The organism is Colwellia sp. MB3u-8 (assembly GCF_014076985.1).
Classification (GTDB): Bacteria; Pseudomonadota; Gammaproteobacteria; order Enterobacterales; family Alteromonadaceae; genus Cognaticolwellia.
Genome location: NZ_JACGVA010000065.1, coordinates 37,411 through 55,449 on the forward strand (window position 1 = coordinate 37,411; position 18,039 = coordinate 55,449).

The following is an 18,039-nucleotide window of genomic DNA, read 5'->3' on the forward strand; positions in this document are numbered from 1 at the left end:
AACCTATGCTGAATAAAGATTTAGAAGTATCGTTAAATATGGCTTTTCGTCAGGCTAAAGAGTCTCGCCATGAATTTATGACGGTTGAACATTTATTGTTGGCGTTGTTAGACAATCCATCATCCATTGAGGCTTTAAAAGCCTGTGGCGCTGATATGGCAAACTTAAGAAAAGAATTGTTAGCCTTCATCGCCGATACGACCCCGGTTATTCCTTCTGGTGAGGAAGAAAGAGAAACTCAGCCAACGCTAGGTTTTCAGCGTGTATTGCAACGGGCCGTTTTTCATGTCCAGTCATCGGGTAAAAGTGAAGTTAATGGTGCGAATGTACTGGTGGCAATATTTAGTGAACAAGAATCGCAAGCGGCTTATTTTTTAAAGAAATCTGATATTAGTCGTTTAGATATTGTTAACTTTATTTCTCATGGTATTGCTAAAATTGAACAAGAAAATAGTCATAACGAAGAGCAAGCGCCGGCAAGTGAAGAAGAACCACGCACGATTGATAACTTTGCGACTAATCTTAATAAAGAAGCCTTAAAAGGCAATATAGACCCGCTAATAGGGCGTGATAACGAACTAGAGCGGACATTACAAGTACTAAGTCGCCGCCGCAAAAACAATCCTTTATTTGTTGGTGAGGCAGGTGTTGGTAAAACAGCGATAGCTGAAGGTTTAGCTAATTTATTGGTTTCTGAGAAAGCGCCAGAGTTTTTAGCTGATGCAACTATTTACTCTCTTGATATGGGCGCATTATTAGCGGGTACTAAATACCGTGGTGATTTTGAAAAACGCTTTAAAGCCTTATTAAAAGAGTTAGAACAAGACGGCAACGCAATACTGTTTATTGATGAGATTCACACCATTATAGGAGCGGGTGCTGCGTCTGGTGGCATGTTAGATGCGTCAAACTTGATCAAGCCTTTACTTTCATCAGGCAAGTTACGTTGTATGGGTTCTACTACATATCAAGAGTATCAAAGTATTTTTGAAAAAGATCGTGCATTAGCGCGTCGTTTTCAAAAAATAGATGTTGTTGAACCCAGTGTAGACGACACCACGAAAATCTTGCATGGTTTGAAAGATAAATACGAAGCGCATCATGGTGTTCGTTACACGAATAGCGCCTTAAGGGCAGCGGCACAGCTTTCTGCAAAATATATCAATGATCGATTTTTACCCGATAAAGCCATTGATGTTATTGATGAAGCTGGAGCGCGTCAACAACTGGTCGCTGCAGATAAACGTAAAAAAGTGATTGATAATACCGATATTGAAAATATTATCGCCAAAATGGCACGTATTCCTGAAAAATCAGTGTCGTCATCAGAGATAGATAGTTTAAAAACACTTGACCGTAATTTAAAATTGGTTGTTTTTGGCCAAGATCATGCTATTGACGAATTGACCTCTGTTATTCGCCTGTCGCGAGCAGGTTTAGGCAATGAACGTAAGCCGATTGGTTCATTTATCTTCGCTGGCCCAACAGGGGTTGGTAAAACAGAAGTTACTCAACAATTAGCTAAAGTGCTGGGCGTAGAACTGCTGCGATATGACATGTCTGAATATATGGAAAAGCATGCCGTAAGTCGTTTAATTGGAGCTCCTCCAGGTTACGTTGGTTATGAACAGGGAGGCTTATTAACCGATGCAGTGATTAAAAACCCCCATGCCGTTGTGTTGTTAGATGAAATAGAAAAAGCACATGAAGATGTTTACAACATACTATTACAAGTTATGGACCATGGTACCTTAACCGATAATAATGGCCGTAAAGCTGATTTTAGAAATATTATTTTAGTGTTAACAACTAATGCGGGCGTAGCACACACTGTGAAGCAATCTATTGGCTTTAAACAACAAGATAATAGTCTGGATGCTATGGACGAAATAAACAAAGTATTTTCGCCCGAGTTCCGTAATCGCTTAGATAACATAGTATGGTTTAATCACTTAGGTGATGAAGTTATCCAGCAAGTTGTTGATAAATTTATTGTCGAACTGCAGGTTCAACTTGATGAAAAGGGTGTTTCGTTAGAGGTCACTAAAGATGCTAAGAAGTGGATGGCCATTAAAGGTTATGACAAAACAATGGGTGCACGACCTATGGCTCGATTGATTCAAGAGCAGTTGAAAAAACCATTAGCAAACGAATTGCTTTTTGGTGAGCTAACACAAGGTGGCGTAGCTAAAGTTGCGGTGAAGAAAGACAAGTTGGTGATTAACTACGAATCAAAAAAAGAATTAGTTGAACACTAAGCTTTGATGCTTAAGCTTCTATATTTGTTTAGCGTATCAGCATTAATTCAGATCAATGTGAACACGTTAGTACCGACAAGGATGTTGGTAGTTTAGGCTGAGTTATAATTGATCACTTGCCTCATTTAGCAGGTATTAGTTTTTGTCCGAAACAAAAAACTGATCCTTATTTTCAAACATAAAAAAACCGAGCAAGCTCGGTTTTTTGTCATTACTTAATTGGCGTTAATTAAATCTTAGTTATAAAATCGCTTTACTAACATATTACTAAAGCGCTTATAAAACTGAAATAATTAATTTCTATCTAGCACGGAAGATAATACGACCTTTAGATAAGTCATATGGTGTTAATTCAACAGTGACTTTATCGCCAGTTAAAATACGAATGTAATTTTTACGCATTTTCCCAGAAATATGAGCAGTAACAACATGACCATTTTCCAATTCAACACGGAACATAGTATTTGGCAAAGTATCTAAAACAGTACCTTGCATTTCAATATTTTCTTCTTTCGCCATTGGGCGCCGAACCTCTAAATTAGTGCGTAAACAAAAAGCTGCGCAGATAATGCCGAATTGCAGCGCTAATGTAAAGCTATAGTGTTATTTATTTACGGTTTGCCATTGATTTTCGACCAATATTTGGTGGGGATGGTAACGGTTTTTGTAATTCATTTTACTGCATTGCTCTATTTGGTAACCAAGGTAGAGAAACTCTCGTTTAAGTTCAGCTGCAATTTCAATTTGTTTTAAAATTGAAAAAACACCAAGCCCCTGTTTTCTATAGCTTGGGTGATAAAAGGTATAAACCGCTGATAAGCCATTAGGAATGTCATCGGTTACGGCAACACTGATTAATACTTGGTCATGCCAAATTTCAATATAGTATTGCTCAGTAATATTGTTATGGGTAAAACTTTGAAATTGTTCGTCTGATGCTGGAAACATACTGCCATCGCGATGAATAGTATTAATGTATTGCTCATACAGTGGGTAGTAGTCTTCTTGAACTTTTTTACTTAACCTAACCTTGAATAGCTGATTACTTTTTAATAAGCGTTTTTGGCTTCTTGAGGGCTTAAAGTCTTGAACTGGCACACGCAGTGATTGGCATGCTTGGCAGGCAATACAATGGGGACGATAAATATCATTACCACTGCGCCTAAAACCTTGCTGCATTAGCCAGCCATAGTGTTCACGATCATGCAGAATGTCATCAACAGCGATTAATAATCGTTCTTCCTGTTCAGGTAGGTAATTACAAGGAAACGACTTTGTAACACCTAGTTTATAATTCAAACTCATTAATACTCTACCCGTAACTGAATTTTTAGATGAAATATAATCATTATAGCAATTTTGCCGCCGAGTGATGATGAAATATAATACCCTATGGATTAAATAATTGGCCACGATTCAACGATAATAACGAGTTGGATTCAAAGCGAGTTATTGATCACTCAATGGCCGTTCATCGTCATCTCGGTAATTGTTCACTACATTTATAATTACTGACGTCCTGGTGCGAAAAGGTGGCATGAGTAAGTTTTTTTACGTTGATATAAACGGTTAGAGCAATGCAGGACTATATTATCGATCAAGAGCATGTGTATGTCATGGCACAAAAAAATAAGTTTACTCGCTAGAACTTTTAACGGTCAGTAATTGATATGTTTATTATAGGATGCTGTTACAACAAAAAAGACATAAGCAGCTAGTGCTGGTCAAACAATGTGTTCTTCAGGTTGCCTAATAGTCGTTGTGGATTTAAACCACAGCGACAATAATAAATAAGGGTAGTTGTCTTAAAAAAACGCTTAATACTAGCCATTATAAATAGCTGGAAGGGTGATTGTTTATCTAGTTTAATAACAGATTTTAGTTAGATTAAATTAACCTCTTTTAAGATTAAATAGGCTTTCTCGAACGCGCCCAGTTGATAGTGTGTTTCGGCAAGCATGCGCATTAATTCCACTTGATCACGTTGCATTTTATAAGACTTTGCAAGTGAAATAGTCTCCAGAAGCAAGGTTTTACACACTTGAAATTCTTTGTTTTGACATAAGATACTGGCCATATTTTTACGAACATGTATTTTTACCCGCTCTGAAGTACTTGCATCAGCAGCAATAATAGCTTTATGTAAATATTTTTTTGCTTGTGAGTGATTTTCTAAGTTATTTTGATACTCTGATAGCCAAGATAATGAAAATGCTTGATTGAGCTTATTGTTGTCTTTTAAGGCCCAACGATAAGACTTCAGCATTAACTTACCTGCTTCGTCCCAAGCTTGAGTTTCTTGATATATTCGCCCCAAATTATAATAACCAACAGACAAATAATGAGCGCTATTAATTTGTTTATAAATATCATTGGCTTGACCTTGGTATTTTTTAGCTATTCCTATATTACCCAGGCTTTTATTTATGGCGCTAAATCGCTGAAGTATTATGGCTTTATCAAAGACGCTAGGCAGTAATTCTAGATATTTTAACGCTAGGTTTAAATCTTTATTTGCTGCTTCATTATCGTCTAATAAGTGATAGGCAAAAGCTCTTTCTACTAAGGCGGCCACCTTATAATTTGATAAATTTGATTGCTCTGCTTTGATAACGGCCATATTTGCAGTGGCAAAAAATGCTTTAAATTGTCCGCGCTGATAATACCCTCTTGATTGGCTAATCAGCACTCTAGTGTGCCAAGGCTCAATTAACAAGCCTGTTGCTAAAGCCAACTTAGAGTATTTAAGAATACTTTCAGGTTGGTCAATAGCGTAAGCAATATCAGATTGCATGACCATCAGTTTTGCTTTTAAAGTAATAGGTATGTTTGGATCTGCTAATAAAGCTTCAATTTTGTAGAATACTGCTTTTGGATTAACCGTACTTTGTCGACTAAGCTTTTGCTCAATGTCAGACGTGTCTAAAGAGAAGGCAAAGTTTGAGTGAAACACAACTAAGATTAAATATAACCAATAAAGATTTTTTCTCAATTATCTATCCTTAATTAATAATGCCAGATCAATCTTTTATTTATTATAAACTTTATATCAAATTTAAGCCGCTATGAATACTTTTAACTATATTAGCTAGCGCATTATTTGAACCGTATGCCTTTGGCTAGTATTTATAGCAATTTCATTAAATTATTGCTCACTTGTGCGGGTTAAAATACACTAGGGCTTTGGTGATCTCAATCACAATAATTAGCTATTGCCCATTGAGCACCTTGTCTTGATTTACTGGTGAGTTTAAGTGATTGAGTAATTTTTATTTTATCTATGAAAACTATAAAATAATGATTAACGACAATGTTATGGGTGGGGATCTTGGATTAAGCTAAAGTTAGTGCCCTAGGTTGCCAAAAGTTGGCCGGCGGTACGATAGCTTTTGACGCTACTTGCTGCGTAATAAATTGTTCTCTTGATACTTCAATACAACCCATTGACGCTAAAAAAGGATTCAACATTTGACAGTCAATAAGCTCAATATCTATTGATTTTAGTAAGCTAGCTAAATACACCAAGGCTACTTTTGAGGCATTGCTTTGTCGGTAAAACATTGATTCACCAGAAAAATAGCCGTTAACGGCCACACCATACAATCCACCCACTAATTGCTCATTTTGCCAGACTTCAATCGAATGAGCCTTACCTTGATCATGCAGTTTTTTATAAGCTGATAGCATTGGATTAACAATCCAAGTCTCCTCACAGCGAAAGGGTGCATCAGCACATAGCTCAATAACCTGTTTAAAATCATTATTGAGTGTGACACTAAAAATTTCGCGCTTAAGTATTTTTTGTAGCGTTTTATTAATATTAAGCTGAGCAATATTAATAATGCCCCGTGGATTTGGACTCCACCACATCACCGGATCGCCATCACTAAACCAAGGGAAAATCCCTAGTTGATAGGCTTGAATAATTCGTTTTGGTGATAAGTCATCACCGAAAGCAAGTAGGCCGTTCGGTTCATCTAAGGCGTGAGATAAATCAGGGAAAGTTGAGCTATTCGAAGATAACCAAGGAATAGCTCGTGTCATTGACTAGCGACTACCTTTTGCGTCGAGGAAACGCTCGGCATCTAGTGCTGCCATACAACCAGAACCAGCTGAAGTAATGGCTTGACGGTATATATGATCAGCAACATCGCCGGCCGCGTAAACACCTTCAACACTGGTTTGTGTTGCATTACCATTTGTACCACTTTGAATGGTTAAATAGCCGTTTTTCATCTCAAGTTTACCGTTAAATATATCAGTATTTGGCTTATGGCCGATCGCGATAAAAACACCCATAACATCAATTTCTTCGGTAGCATCTGACTTCATGTCTTTAAGTCGCAAACCTGTTACACCCATATTGTCACCTAGTACTTCGTCTAGCGTACGGTCTAGGTGTAATATGATATTACCGTTGGCGACTTTATCCATCAAACGTGTGATCAAAATCTTTTCTGAGCGAAAGGTATCACGACGGTGAATTAAGTGAACTTCAGAGGCAATATTTGACAAATACAAGGCTTCTTCAACCGCGGTATTACCACCACCCACAACAGCAACCTTTTGATTTTTATAGAAAAACCCATCGCATGTTGCACAGGCAGAAACACCTTTACCCATAAAGGCTTCTTCAGAAGGTAGCCCTAGGTATTGCGCTGAGGCGCCAGTACAGATAATAAGTGCGTCACAGGTATAATAGCCAGAATCACCTTTTAATTTGTACGGTTTCTCACTAAAGTCAACTTCACTGATGTAATCAAAAATAATTTCAGTGTCAAATTTTTCCGCATGTTTTTGCATACGGTCCATTAATGCTGGGCCTGTTAAGTCATCAGCATCACCGGGCCAATTTTCTACTTCGGTGGTAGTGGTTAATTGACCACCTGGTTCTAAACCTGTGATCATCACAGGCTTTAAATTTGCTCGTGCAGCATAAACAGCTGCGGTATATCCTGCAGGGCCTGAACCCAATATGAGTAACGGGCAATGTCTTGCTTCGCTCATGAACTACTCCAAAAAATAAAATACGTTAATATGACAATGGTTGGGATTCTAAGTGATTATCTCAAGAGAGCAACAAAGAAATAATTATAATTAATAACTTATTTTGCAAAACTGCCAGGCTATTTTTACAAATGGCCCATAGATTTGTAATCTTGGCGCTATTAAAGTCACTAATAAAAAAAAGCCGCTATTAACTAGCGGCTTTAAGTAGGTTATCCAGTAAAGCCTATAAGGTTGCTATAGCGTCTTCTGGTCTAACATACTGATAACCTAGTACATCAGCAACAGGCTTATAAGTGACTTTTCCACCTAAAACATTCAAACCAGCCATTAAGTGTACGTCATCAAGCATGGCTTGTTTAGCACCCTTATTTGCCAAAGTAACTGTAAATGGCATAGTAGCATTGGTTAAAGCCAGAGTTGATGTTCTTGCGACACCACCAGGCATATTAGCGACACAGTAATGAACGACACCATCAACCATATAAGTTGGGTCTTGGTGAGTCGTTGCTTTTGATGTTTCAAAACAACCACCTTGGTCAATAGCCACGTCAACTACAACCGCGCCTTTCTTCATCGTTTTAATGTGTTGTGCCGTAACCAATTTAGGTGCTGCAGCACCAGGGATCAATACTGCACCAATAACTAAGTCAGCTTCAACAATAAGCTGGTCCATAGCATCAGCCGTGGAGTAAACTGTTTTTAAGCGACTATCAAACTCTGTATCTAACTGGCGAAGACGTGGCAAAGAGCGATCTAAAATGGTCACATCAGCGCCCATACCAACAGCCATACGGGCTGCTTGAGTACCAACAACGCCACCACCAATAATAAGTACTTTGGCAGGAGCAACACCAGGTACACCACCTAATAATGCGCCCAAACCACCTTGTGCTTTTTCTAATGCGTGCGCACCTGCTTGAATAGACATACGTCCAGCCACTTCAGACATAGGTGCTAAAAGAGGTAAGCCACCGTCATGTTGAGTCACTGTTTCGTAGGCAATACAAGTAGCGCCAGAAGCGACAAGCAGTTCTGTTTGTTTTGGATCTGGGGCTAAATGTAAATAAGTAAACAGTACTTGGCCAGGGCGAAGCATTTTACACTCATTGGTTTGTGGTTCTTTTACTTTGATGATCATATCAGCAGTAGCAAAAATTTCTGCTGCTGTATCAATAATTTTTGCACCGGCGGTAATGTATTGCTCATTATCAAAACCGATTTCTGCTCCACCATTATTTTCAACGATAACGTCGTGGCCATTAACAACTAACTCTTTAACACCTGCTGGAGTTAGTCCAATACGGTATTCGTGGTTTTTTATTTCTTTAGGTACACCAATAATCATAGTTTTATCTCTGCTGTAAAATATGAAGCTAGTATAATGACTTTATAGCGAATTAACCTGTCGTTGTTCCTGAGAAATTAGGGTATAATCCTGCAAATACTGTGTTTTATAGCGAATTATATATGAGTTCATCAACAGTTAAACCAATTGATCGTATAGATAGAAATATTTTAATTGAACTACAAAAAAATGGTCGTTTATCTAATATTGAATTGTCAAAAAGGGTTGGCTTAAGCGCTACGCCTTGTTTAGAACGAGTAAAACGTCTGGAAAATGACCGTTTTATTCTCGGTTATCAAGCCATGCTAAATCCGCAAAAATTAGATGCCGCGTTATTGGTCATTGTTGAAATTACGTTAACCAAAACTAGCCCAGATGTATTTGATGACTTTTCCAAAGCGGTTCATGAATTAGAGGTTATTCAAGAATGTCATTTGGTCTCAGGAGATTTTGATTTTTTATTGAAAACACGTGTGGCTGATATCGCCGCTTATCGTGAGTTACTCGGTAATACCTTATTAAGACTGCCTGCTGTGAGTGAAAGTAGAACTTATGTCGTGATGGAAGAGGTAAAATCGTCAAATCTCTTGCCAATAAAACGTTAATGTTTGGTATTACGTTTTATTCATCGCTAATTTTTGGTATTTTAACGCTAATATAATGATAATTTTTTCAAGAGTGTGCATTTGTCTTCTCCATCTCCAAAGTTAAACGGCGTTCAACGTCTTCTCGAAGCAGGACTTTTAGTCTTTTGCGTCTTTGCCATGTTTATCATGTTAGCGCTCTTTAGTTTTGATCCCGCAGATCCCGGATGGTCACAAACAGGTTATCAAAGTTCTGTGCGTAATTTAGGGGGTGCAGTGGGGGCTTATTTATCTGATTTGTTATTAAACTTATTTGGTTTAGTTGCCTACAGTTTACCCTTTGTTATCGCAATTACCGGTTGGCTATTATTTCAAAAATATCACCAATTAATCCGATTAGATTACCTCACACTTGGTTTGAAATTTATTGGTTTTATCCTGTTTTATATCGGCATAACCTCGATTGCCAGTATGAACTTTGACGATGTTTTTTACTTCTCTGCTGGCGGTATTCTAGGGGATGTATTAAGTAACTCACTCTTGCCGTATTTATCATTCATTGGTAGCACCTTGTTATTTGTAACATTTTGCGGTTCAGGATTCGTCTTGCTAACAGGAATTTCGCTGCTTAAGGCTATTGACAGAGTAGGGGAGTACGCCATTATCGCCATTGAATACAGCTTAACGATACCTGCGCTGATCAAGCAATATTTAGGCACTAGGCCTGAACAAGAGTCCAAAGCAGCAATATCTGATGACACTGAACAAGTATTACAAGATTTAAATATGGAAAATAATAATGACAGTGATAATAGTGACACTGACAGTAGTGTAACTGAGCATTATATTGCTTTTGAGAAAGAGCCTGAAGAAGTAAAAAAAGCGCTGGAGACCATCAGTGATACAGAATACGAGAGTATTTTTGCCAAAAGTGATGATGACAGTGCCTATAACACCCGCGAAAAAGAACCCTATGTCGATATCGACGAGTTAATGGGTGAGCCGCTAGCCATGAATGTGCAAGAACACGTCAGTGCTGATGAAATCGCAGCGGCATTTGAGCCAGTTGAAAAAATCATGGTTGAAGAGCCAGCCACATTGCATGACAAAATTTACCAGCAGTTAGAAGATGATAAGCCCGCAGCGCCAAATCATCATGACATGCCGTCATTAGATTTGTTAGATCGTACCGATAGGGTTAAAAATCCGATTGATCAAGAACAACTAGACCTAGTTTCTCGCTTAGTGGAAGCAAAACTTATTGAGTTTGGTATTAAAGCCGAAGTGGTGGGTGTTTTCCCCGGTCCGGTCATTACCCGTTTTGAACTAAACTTAGCACCAGGTGTTAAGGCCAGTAAAATTACTAACTTATCGAAAGATTTAGCCCGTTCGTTATCAGCTAAAAGTGTTCGTGTGGTAGAAGTTATTGAAGGTAAATCAGTTATTGGTATTGAATTACCTAATAAACATCGCGAAACCGTATTCTTTTCTGATGTGATTGCTTGCGATAAGTTTGCCCATTCAAAATCAAATTTAGCCATGGCCATAGGTAGTGATATATCTGGCGAACCTGTGATTGCCGACCTAGCGAAAATGCCGCATTTATTAGTGGCAGGTACTACAGGATCGGGTAAATCTGTTGCGGTAAATACCATGATTGTCAGCATATTGTATAAATCTTCGCCGGAAGATGTCCGTATGATCATGATTGACCCTAAACAAGTTGAATTATCAGTGTATGACGGTATTCCTCATCTACTTTCTGAAGTGGTCACTGACATGAAAGAAGCCGCTAACGCCTTGCGTTGGTGTGTAGGTGAAATGGAACGCCGTTATCAATTAATGTCGAAACTCGGGGTGAGAAATCTTAAAGGCTATAACGACAAAGTCGCTAAAGCCATCGCCGCGGGAGAACCACTGATTGACCCCTTATGGCAAGCTAGTGATGCTTTTACGCAAACACCTCCTACCTTAGGTAAATTACCATCAATCGTGATTATTGTTGACGAATTTGCTGACATGATGATGATAGTGGGTAAAAAAGTAGAAGAACTGATTGCTCGAATAGCACAAAAAGCCCGTGCCGCAGGTATTCACCTAATTTTAGCCACGCAACGTCCATCAGCCGATGTTATTACTGGCTTAATTAAAGCCAATATTCCAACCCGTATGGCGCTTAGAGTGCAATCTCGTATTGAATCTCGTATTATCCTAGACCAGCAAGGTGCTGATCAGTTATTGGGTATGGGTGATATGTTTTATTTACCACCAGGTGAAGCTGTACCTATTCGAGTTCATGGTGCCTTTGTTGATGATCACGAAGTGCATGCGGTAGTCAATGATTGGAAATCAAGAGCTGAGCCTAATTATATAGAAGACATTTTGTCAGGCGGTTCAGACCAAGACATTCTTTTACCAGGTGAACAAGCAGACGCTGACAGCGAAGAAGAACTCGATACTTTATATGACGAAGCCATCGCCTTTATTACTGAAAATGGCCGAGTCTCTATTTCCAGTATTCAACGTAAATTTAGAATTGGTTACAACCGTTCAGCCCGTATAGTCGAGCAAATGGAAATACATGGTGTCGTAACCAAACCGGGCAATAATGGCGCACGAGAAGTACTAGCGCCACCGCCAATTAAGGAGCCTTAACATGCCAACCAAGACAAATTTGATAAAAAGTGCAGTGGTCATCGCCGCACTTTTTAGTACCGTATTATCAACGACTAGCCTTGCTTTAAGTACTGAAAGTGAAGTAATAGTAGAGCTAAAATCCACAGTGAAAACAAGTGGATTGAGCAGTGTAGCCAACAATGCAGTGAACATGACGACTAGCCATGTCGCGACTCATACCGCTGAAAAAAAGGCCGATGAGTGTAAACGTGAATTAATGGCAATATTAGCTAAAATTGAATTTTTTAGCGCTGAGTTTAGTCAGCAAATTTTTGATGAAGCGGGCAATAAATTACAACAAGGCAGTGGTTTACTTGCCGTTAGCAAACCCAATTTAGTTAATTGGCAAACCATCATACCCGATGAGTCATTGATTGTTTCAGACGGCAAAAACCTCTGGTTTTATGACCCGTTTGTTGAACAGGTCAGTGTCTATACCTTAGAAAGTGCGATAGCCAATACCCCTATTTTATTAATCACCAGTAATGACGAGCAGCTATGGCAAGATTATAGCGTAAAGCAGTTAACAGATAACCGTTATTTAATCAGCGCTAACAATGAAAATGCTCGTGTTAAAAGCTTAGAAATTAGCTTTGCACAAAAGCTTAACCACCTCGAACTTGCCGCATTTAATATTCTTGATGCCACGGGCCAATTAAGTGTTATTACCCTAACACATCAAGATAAGGCGCCTAAGGCGAGTTTATTTACGTTTACTGTTCCCGAGGGTGTTTATTTAGATGATCAACGCTAATGGTTCACTTGATCTAGGCTTTGCTGAAGATGACAGTTTTAAGCCTTTAGCAGCAAAATTAAGGCCTAAATCGCTTGCTGAGTATGAAGGCCAAGAACATATCTTAGCTAAAGGCATGCCATTAGCTTTGGCTATCGAGCAAGGTAAGGTGCATTCCCTTATATTTTGGGGGCCACCTGGTACAGGTAAAACCACGATTGCAGAAATTATTGCCAATCACGCCAATGCCGATATTGAACGGGTTTCTGCAGTAACGTCAGGCATTAAAGATATACGACAGGCGATTGAAAATGCCAAAAGTCGTGCTACCCATCAACAACGCAGAACCGTACTATTTGTTGATGAAGTTCATCGTTTTAACAAAAGTCAGCAAGATGCCTTCTTACCGCATATTGAAGATGGTACTATTATTTTTATTGGTGCAACCACTGAAAATCCAGCTTTTGAGCTCAATCAGGCGATATTATCGCGAGCCCGGGTTTACACCTTAAAAAAACTCAGTGAAAGCAACCTCAGTAATGTCTTGGCCCGTGCGATAAGCTATCAAGAGCAAAGCTCAAGCTTTGAAATTATTATTGACGAGGCAACCAAAAAGCAACTTATTGCTTTGGCAAATGGTGATGCCCGTAGGTTACTTAACCTCTTTGAGAACTGTTTAGAAATTACTCGCGTTGAGAATAACCAACAAATACTAAATAAAGCCCAGCTCATTCAAGTAGCGGGTAATAAAATTGCACTTTATGACAAAGGTGGTGATGCCTTTTATGATTTAATTAGTGCTTTTCATAAATCAGTTCGTGGCTCAGACCCTGATGCTGCCCTATATTGGTATGCCCGTATTTTAACCGGTGGTGGTGATGCGCTGTATGTTGCTCGTCGGTTGTTAGCGATTGCCAGTGAAGATATTGGCAATGCTGACCCAAGGGCGATGCAATTAGCCCTGAACGCTTGGGATACTTTTCAGCGTGTGGGTCCAAGTGAAGGCGAACGAGCGATTGCACAAGCTACCGTTTATATGGCCTTAGCCCCGAAAAGTAATGCCGTTTATACCGCATTTAATCAAGCAAAAGCGTTGGCCGTTGCAACCAGTGACCTTGACGTACCGCTACATTTAAAAAATGCGACCAGCGCTATTACTAAAGCATTAGGGCACGGTGGAGAATATCGTTATGCTCATGACGAAGTTGGTGGTTTTGCTGCCGGTGAGAATTATTTTCCAGAAGCAATAGCCCAAACAACACTTTACCAACCCACAGATCGCGGATTAGAAAAGCAACTGCGTGATAAGTTAAATTATTTAAACCAGTTAGACCAACAAAGTGACCAAAAACGATATGACTAATACGCTAAGTAACTTTTATTTATATCTATTTGTCGCCATAGGGGGTGCATTTGGTGCAAGTTTTAGATTTTACATTTCACAATTAATTTTCAATTGGCTCGGAAAAGGATTCCCTTTTGCGACGCTGGCGGTTAATATTTCCGGATCCCTGATCATGGGAGCACTTTATGGGTTAATTGAACAAGGTGTTATTGAGGTTAGTATTTATCGAACACTTATTGGTATTGGTTTTTTAGGCGCATTTACCACCTTTTCGACCTTCTCATTAGATACCTTGTTATTAATACAACAAGGCGACATATTTAAAGCGACAATAAACATATTACTTAATGTCAGTTTATGCATTTTTGCAGCGGCATTAGGTATGTATATTGTATCTATTTTTAACAAGTAAATAACAAAGAAAACACTGATATATCATGCTTGATCCAAAATTACTTAGAACAGACATCGAAAATACCGCAACTGAGCTCGCTAAACGCGGATATAAATTAGACACCGCGCAATTAATTATGTTGGAAGAGCAACGTAAAGCGATCCAAATCAGCACGCAAGATTTGCAAAATCAGCGTAACACTCGCTCTAAGTCGATAGGTCAAGCGAAAGCCCGCGGCGAAGATATTCAGCCATTATTGGCCGAAGTGAGTAAACTCGGTGATGAGTTAGAAGCCGCGAAAGAAGCACAAACGCAAGTGTTGGCGCAAATTGACCTTATCGCTTCAGCCATACCTAATTTAATTCATGAGTCAGTGCCTGCCGGTGCAAGCGAAGACGACAATGTAGAAATTAAACGTTGGGGTACACCGCGTGTATTTGACTTTGAAGTAAAAGATCATGTTGACGTTGCTACGGCACTAGGTAAAGGTTTAGACTTTGAAAGCGGTGCCAAGCTTGCGGGCACACGCTTTGCTGTTATGCGTGGTCAAATTGCTAAATTACACCGAGCACTAGCACAATTTATGTTAGATGTGCATAGTGAAGAGCACGGCTACCAAGAAATGTATGTGCCTTACTTGGTCAATCATGAGTCTTTATACGGTACCGGCCAGTTACCAAAATTTGGTGAAGATTTATTCCATACCGAACTCAACAATAAAAAACTTTCTTTGATCCCAACCGCTGAAGTTCCGTTAACTAACTTAGTGCGTGACGAAATTGTTGACGAACAAGAGTTGCCTATTAAAATGTGTGCTCATACCCCATGTTTTCGCAGTGAGGCGGGTTCTTATGGTCGTGACATTCGCGGTTTAATTCGCCAACATCAGTTCGACAAAGTTGAAATGGTACAAATTGTTAAACCTGAAGATTCTTTTAAAGCTTTAGAAGAGTTAACCGGTCATGCAGAAAAAATTCTTGAAAAATTAGAACTTCCTTATCGTACGGTTGTGTTATGTACCGGTGACATCGGCTTTAGCGCGACAAAAACTTTTGATATTGAAGTGTGGTTACCGGCACAAAATACCTATCGCGAAATTTCATCTTGCTCAAACATGGCAGATTTCCAAGCCCGTAGAATGCAAGCTAGATATCGCAATAGTGAAACTAATAAGACAGAGCTTGTGCATACACTCAATGGCTCAGGTTTGGCCGTGGGTCGCACGCTAGTTGCTGTGATAGAAAACTACCAACAAGCTGACGGTAGTATTAATATCCCCACCGTTTTACAACCTTATATGAAAGCTTGTACCAACATAAACTAATCAGCGTTAATGAAAGTTTTATCATAAAATCCAATACCTAGTTATTGGATTTTTTTTATCTTTTTTTCGATAAACTAAAAAGCAGACTTTTTATCAGCTGATTTTTTATCAGCAGACTTTTTATCATAATAGAGCGTGTTGGAAAGACCTTTAAGACTATGTTTATTGATGAGGTTTTAATTCATCTCAGACACCAGCCCAAACATCATAAGTCCTAACCATTTACAAAACGCAGTATCAGGTATTTCACTCTTTTGAAAAAGGCACTACATGCTGTCATTGTGCGTGATGGATAAACTAATAGCAGTTTACGGGATTAATTTTATATCGTTTAATATTAACTATATCTCGGGTAGAATTTGCCAACAGTAATATTCGCCATTTTGCTTTAAGTAACTAGTATAAATGTGTTTTATGGTAGCAATCTAACTAGCTTTGATCTAAAGCTATTTTTGTACTTATCTCATTAAAGTTTTGCTAGAATTAGTTAATGTAAACGAAGGCAAGGAATCAAGTTTTGTTTGGTGAGCGCTTTAACGATATAAATCTCAAAGGTGACATTTTTGGTGGTGTCACAACCGCTATTATTTCTTTACCCTTGGCACTCGCTTTTGGCGTAGCGTCCGGAGCAGGTGCTGAAGCAGGGCTTTGGGGAGCTATTTTAGTTGGCTTTTTTGCGGCCTTATTTGGCGGGTCAACATCGCTGATCTCCGAGCCTACCGGGCCGATGACAGTGATCATGACCGCTGTGCTTACCAGTATGATGGCGAAATATCCTGAATCAGGCATGGCGATGGCATTTACTGTGGTCATGATGGCGGGTGCCTTTCAAATATTAATCGGCACACTTAAGTTGGGTAAATATATTACCTTAATGCCTTACAGTGTTATATCTGGCTTTATGTCAGGTATAGGTGTGATCTTAATTATTTTACAACTGTCACCACTGTTAGGCCAAGCGGCCCCAGCCGGTGGAGTTTTAGGCACAATATCAGCACTGCCTAATATCCTATCAAATATTAATTTTAGCGAGTTATTACTTGGCATACTGACCTTAGCGGTATTATTTTTCTTCCCAAAACAGTATCGAAAATACGTGCCTGCACAACTTGTTGCTCTAGTATTCGTTACTTTATTGTCCATTGTATTTTTTGATATCGACAGTATTCGCCGTATTGGAGAAATTCCTGCAGGTTTACCTGCTTTAGTGATGCCACACTTTACGGCTGACATGTTTATGACCATGGTGGTTGATGCTCTTGTTTTAGGCACGCTAGGCTGTATTGATACTTTATTAACCGCGGTTATTGGTGACTCACTGACCCGAAAAGAGCATGACTCAGATAAAGAGCTACGTGGCCAAGGGCTTGCCAATATGATCTCAGGATTATTTGGCGCTTTACCTGGTGCGGGCGCAACTATGGGCACAGTCACTAATATTCAAGTTGGCGCGCGTTCGCCGTTATCAGGTATGGTGAGGGCACTGGTATTAACACTGGTGGTATTAATTGCTGGTGGCCTAACCGAGCCTATTCCTATGGCCGTATTAGCTGGTATTGCGGTTTATGTTGGTTTAAATATTTTAGATTGGAGCTTTATCCAACGCGCCCATAAAGTGAGCCTACAAGGCATGATGATTATGTATGGCGTCATGTTATTAACCGTGTTTGTTGATTTGATTGTAGCGGTAGGGCTTGGCGTATTTATCTCCAACATCCTCATTATTGAACAACTGAGTCGAGCACAAGCCAAGCAAGTAAAAGCGATCAGTGACACGGATCAAGATGTGGTACCACTAACCAATGGTGAACGAGTATTATTAGATCGCGCCAATGGTAAAGTGCTATTTTTTTATCTGTCAGGGCCGATGATTTTTAGCGTTTCAAAAGCTATTGCTCGTCAACATAGCCGTGTCAGTGATTATGAAGCGATGATCCTTGATTTAACTGATGTTCCTATGTTTGATGTCACCGTGGGTTTAGCGCTTGAAAATGTGATTAAAGATGCCCGAGAGGCAAATTGTGCAGTGTTCCTACTCTGCCCAAATCAGCAAACGCGAAAACAATTAGAAAAATTTGAGTTATTAGCTATGGTGCCGACAGAAAATACTTATACCTATCGTCATGAAGCCCTACAAGCGGCATTAAATTATGTTGAAAAGCGCACACTAATAGCGCCGTTAAGCCCATAGTTAATTCACTTTGCCAATACGTTCATTTAAAAACATATAGGTGATTGAGCTATCGTGCAGCGGATAAAAATTGTGATAGAACTGACTAAAATTATTTAGCTGAGCAAGATGGCTAAATGCGCAATAAAAACTATCATTACAAGATGTAGCTAGATGTTTCATGTTTGACCAATATTAGT

14 protein-coding genes are annotated in these 18,039 nt (G+C 39.2%); 8 read left to right on the forward strand and 6 right to left on the reverse strand.

Going from position 1 to position 18,039, the window contains the following annotated elements:
* Positions 1 to 5: 5 nt before the first annotated feature.
* On the forward strand, positions 6 to 2,258 hold the full coding sequence (gene clpA, locus H4J54_RS10950; RefSeq protein WP_182190912.1) for an ATP-dependent Clp protease ATP-binding subunit ClpA: 2,253 nt from the start codon (positions 6 to 8) through the stop codon (positions 2,256 to 2,258).
* A 300-nt stretch (positions 2,259 to 2,558) separates the two neighbouring features.
* Here the strand turns inward: clpA and infA are convergent, their stop codons facing one another.
* From infA to ald, 6 genes are all read right to left on the reverse strand, one after another.
* On the reverse strand, positions 2,559 to 2,777 hold the full coding sequence (infA, locus tag H4J54_RS10955) for a translation initiation factor IF-1 (RefSeq protein ID WP_011043571.1): 219 nt from the start codon (positions 2,775 to 2,777) through the stop codon (positions 2,559 to 2,561).
* A gap of 84 nt (positions 2,778 to 2,861) precedes the next feature.
* Positions 2,862 to 3,563 (reverse strand): arginyltransferase, encoded by a 702-nt coding sequence (locus tag H4J54_RS10960; RefSeq protein ID WP_182190913.1) that lies wholly within the window; start codon positions 3,561 to 3,563, stop codon positions 2,862 to 2,864.
* A gap of 577 nt (positions 3,564 to 4,140) precedes the next feature.
* Positions 4,141 to 5,250, reverse strand: coding sequence for a hypothetical protein (locus H4J54_RS10965; protein ID WP_182190914.1), 1,110 nt, complete (start codon positions 5,248 to 5,250; stop codon positions 4,141 to 4,143).
* A gap of 341 nt (positions 5,251 to 5,591) precedes the next feature.
* Positions 5,592 to 6,302: a leucyl/phenylalanyl-tRNA--protein transferase gene (gene aat / locus H4J54_RS10970; protein WP_182190915.1), complete on the reverse strand. Its 711-nt coding sequence runs from the start codon at positions 6,300 to 6,302 to the stop codon at positions 5,592 to 5,594.
* Positions 6,303 to 6,305: 3 nt separating this feature from the next.
* Entirely contained in the window at positions 6,306 to 7,265 is a 960-nt protein-coding gene (trxB, locus tag H4J54_RS10975) for a thioredoxin-disulfide reductase (RefSeq protein WP_182190916.1), read from the reverse strand.
* 226 nt (positions 7,266 to 7,491) lie between these two features.
* Positions 7,492 to 8,613 (reverse strand): alanine dehydrogenase, encoded by a 1,122-nt coding sequence (gene ald, locus H4J54_RS10980; protein WP_182190917.1) that lies wholly within the window; start codon positions 8,611 to 8,613, stop codon positions 7,492 to 7,494.
* A gap of 122 nt (positions 8,614 to 8,735) precedes the next feature.
* Here ald and lrp point away from each other — a divergent pair, with 122 nt between their 5' ends.
* From lrp to H4J54_RS11015, 7 genes are all read left to right on the forward strand, one after another.
* Entirely contained in the window at positions 8,736 to 9,218 is a 483-nt protein-coding gene (gene lrp / locus H4J54_RS10985; RefSeq protein WP_182190918.1) for a leucine-responsive transcriptional regulator Lrp, read from the forward strand.
* Positions 9,219 to 9,293: 75 nt separating this feature from the next.
* The gene (locus H4J54_RS10990; protein ID WP_404851898.1) at positions 9,294 to 11,852 is read left to right on the forward strand and encodes a DNA translocase FtsK; all 2,559 of its coding nucleotides are present in this window, start codon (positions 9,294 to 9,296) and stop codon (positions 11,850 to 11,852) included.
* A 1-nt stretch (position 11,853) separates the two neighbouring features.
* Positions 11,854 to 12,627, forward strand: a complete 774-nt coding sequence (gene lolA, locus H4J54_RS10995; protein WP_182190919.1) for an outer membrane lipoprotein chaperone LolA — start codon at positions 11,854 to 11,856, stop codon at positions 12,625 to 12,627.
* Positions 12,614 to 13,969, forward strand: coding sequence for a replication-associated recombination protein A (locus H4J54_RS11000; protein WP_182190920.1), 1,356 nt, complete (start codon positions 12,614 to 12,616; stop codon positions 13,967 to 13,969). Before lolA ends, H4J54_RS11000 begins: the two co-directional genes overlap by 14 nt.
* Complete coding sequence (crcB, locus tag H4J54_RS11005) at positions 13,962 to 14,363, forward strand: fluoride efflux transporter CrcB (RefSeq protein WP_182136781.1); 402 nt, start codon at positions 13,962 to 13,964, stop codon at positions 14,361 to 14,363. Before H4J54_RS11000 ends, crcB begins: the two co-directional genes overlap by 8 nt.
* Positions 14,364 to 14,388: 25 nt before the next feature.
* A complete protein-coding gene (serS, locus tag H4J54_RS11010) occupies positions 14,389 to 15,669 on the forward strand; it encodes a serine--tRNA ligase (protein ID WP_182190921.1) in 1,281 nt (426 codons plus the stop codon).
* A gap of 517 nt (positions 15,670 to 16,186) precedes the next feature.
* A complete protein-coding gene (locus H4J54_RS11015; RefSeq protein WP_182190922.1) occupies positions 16,187 to 17,860 on the forward strand; it encodes a SulP family inorganic anion transporter in 1,674 nt (557 codons plus the stop codon).
* Positions 17,861 to 18,039 lie beyond the last annotated feature (179 nt).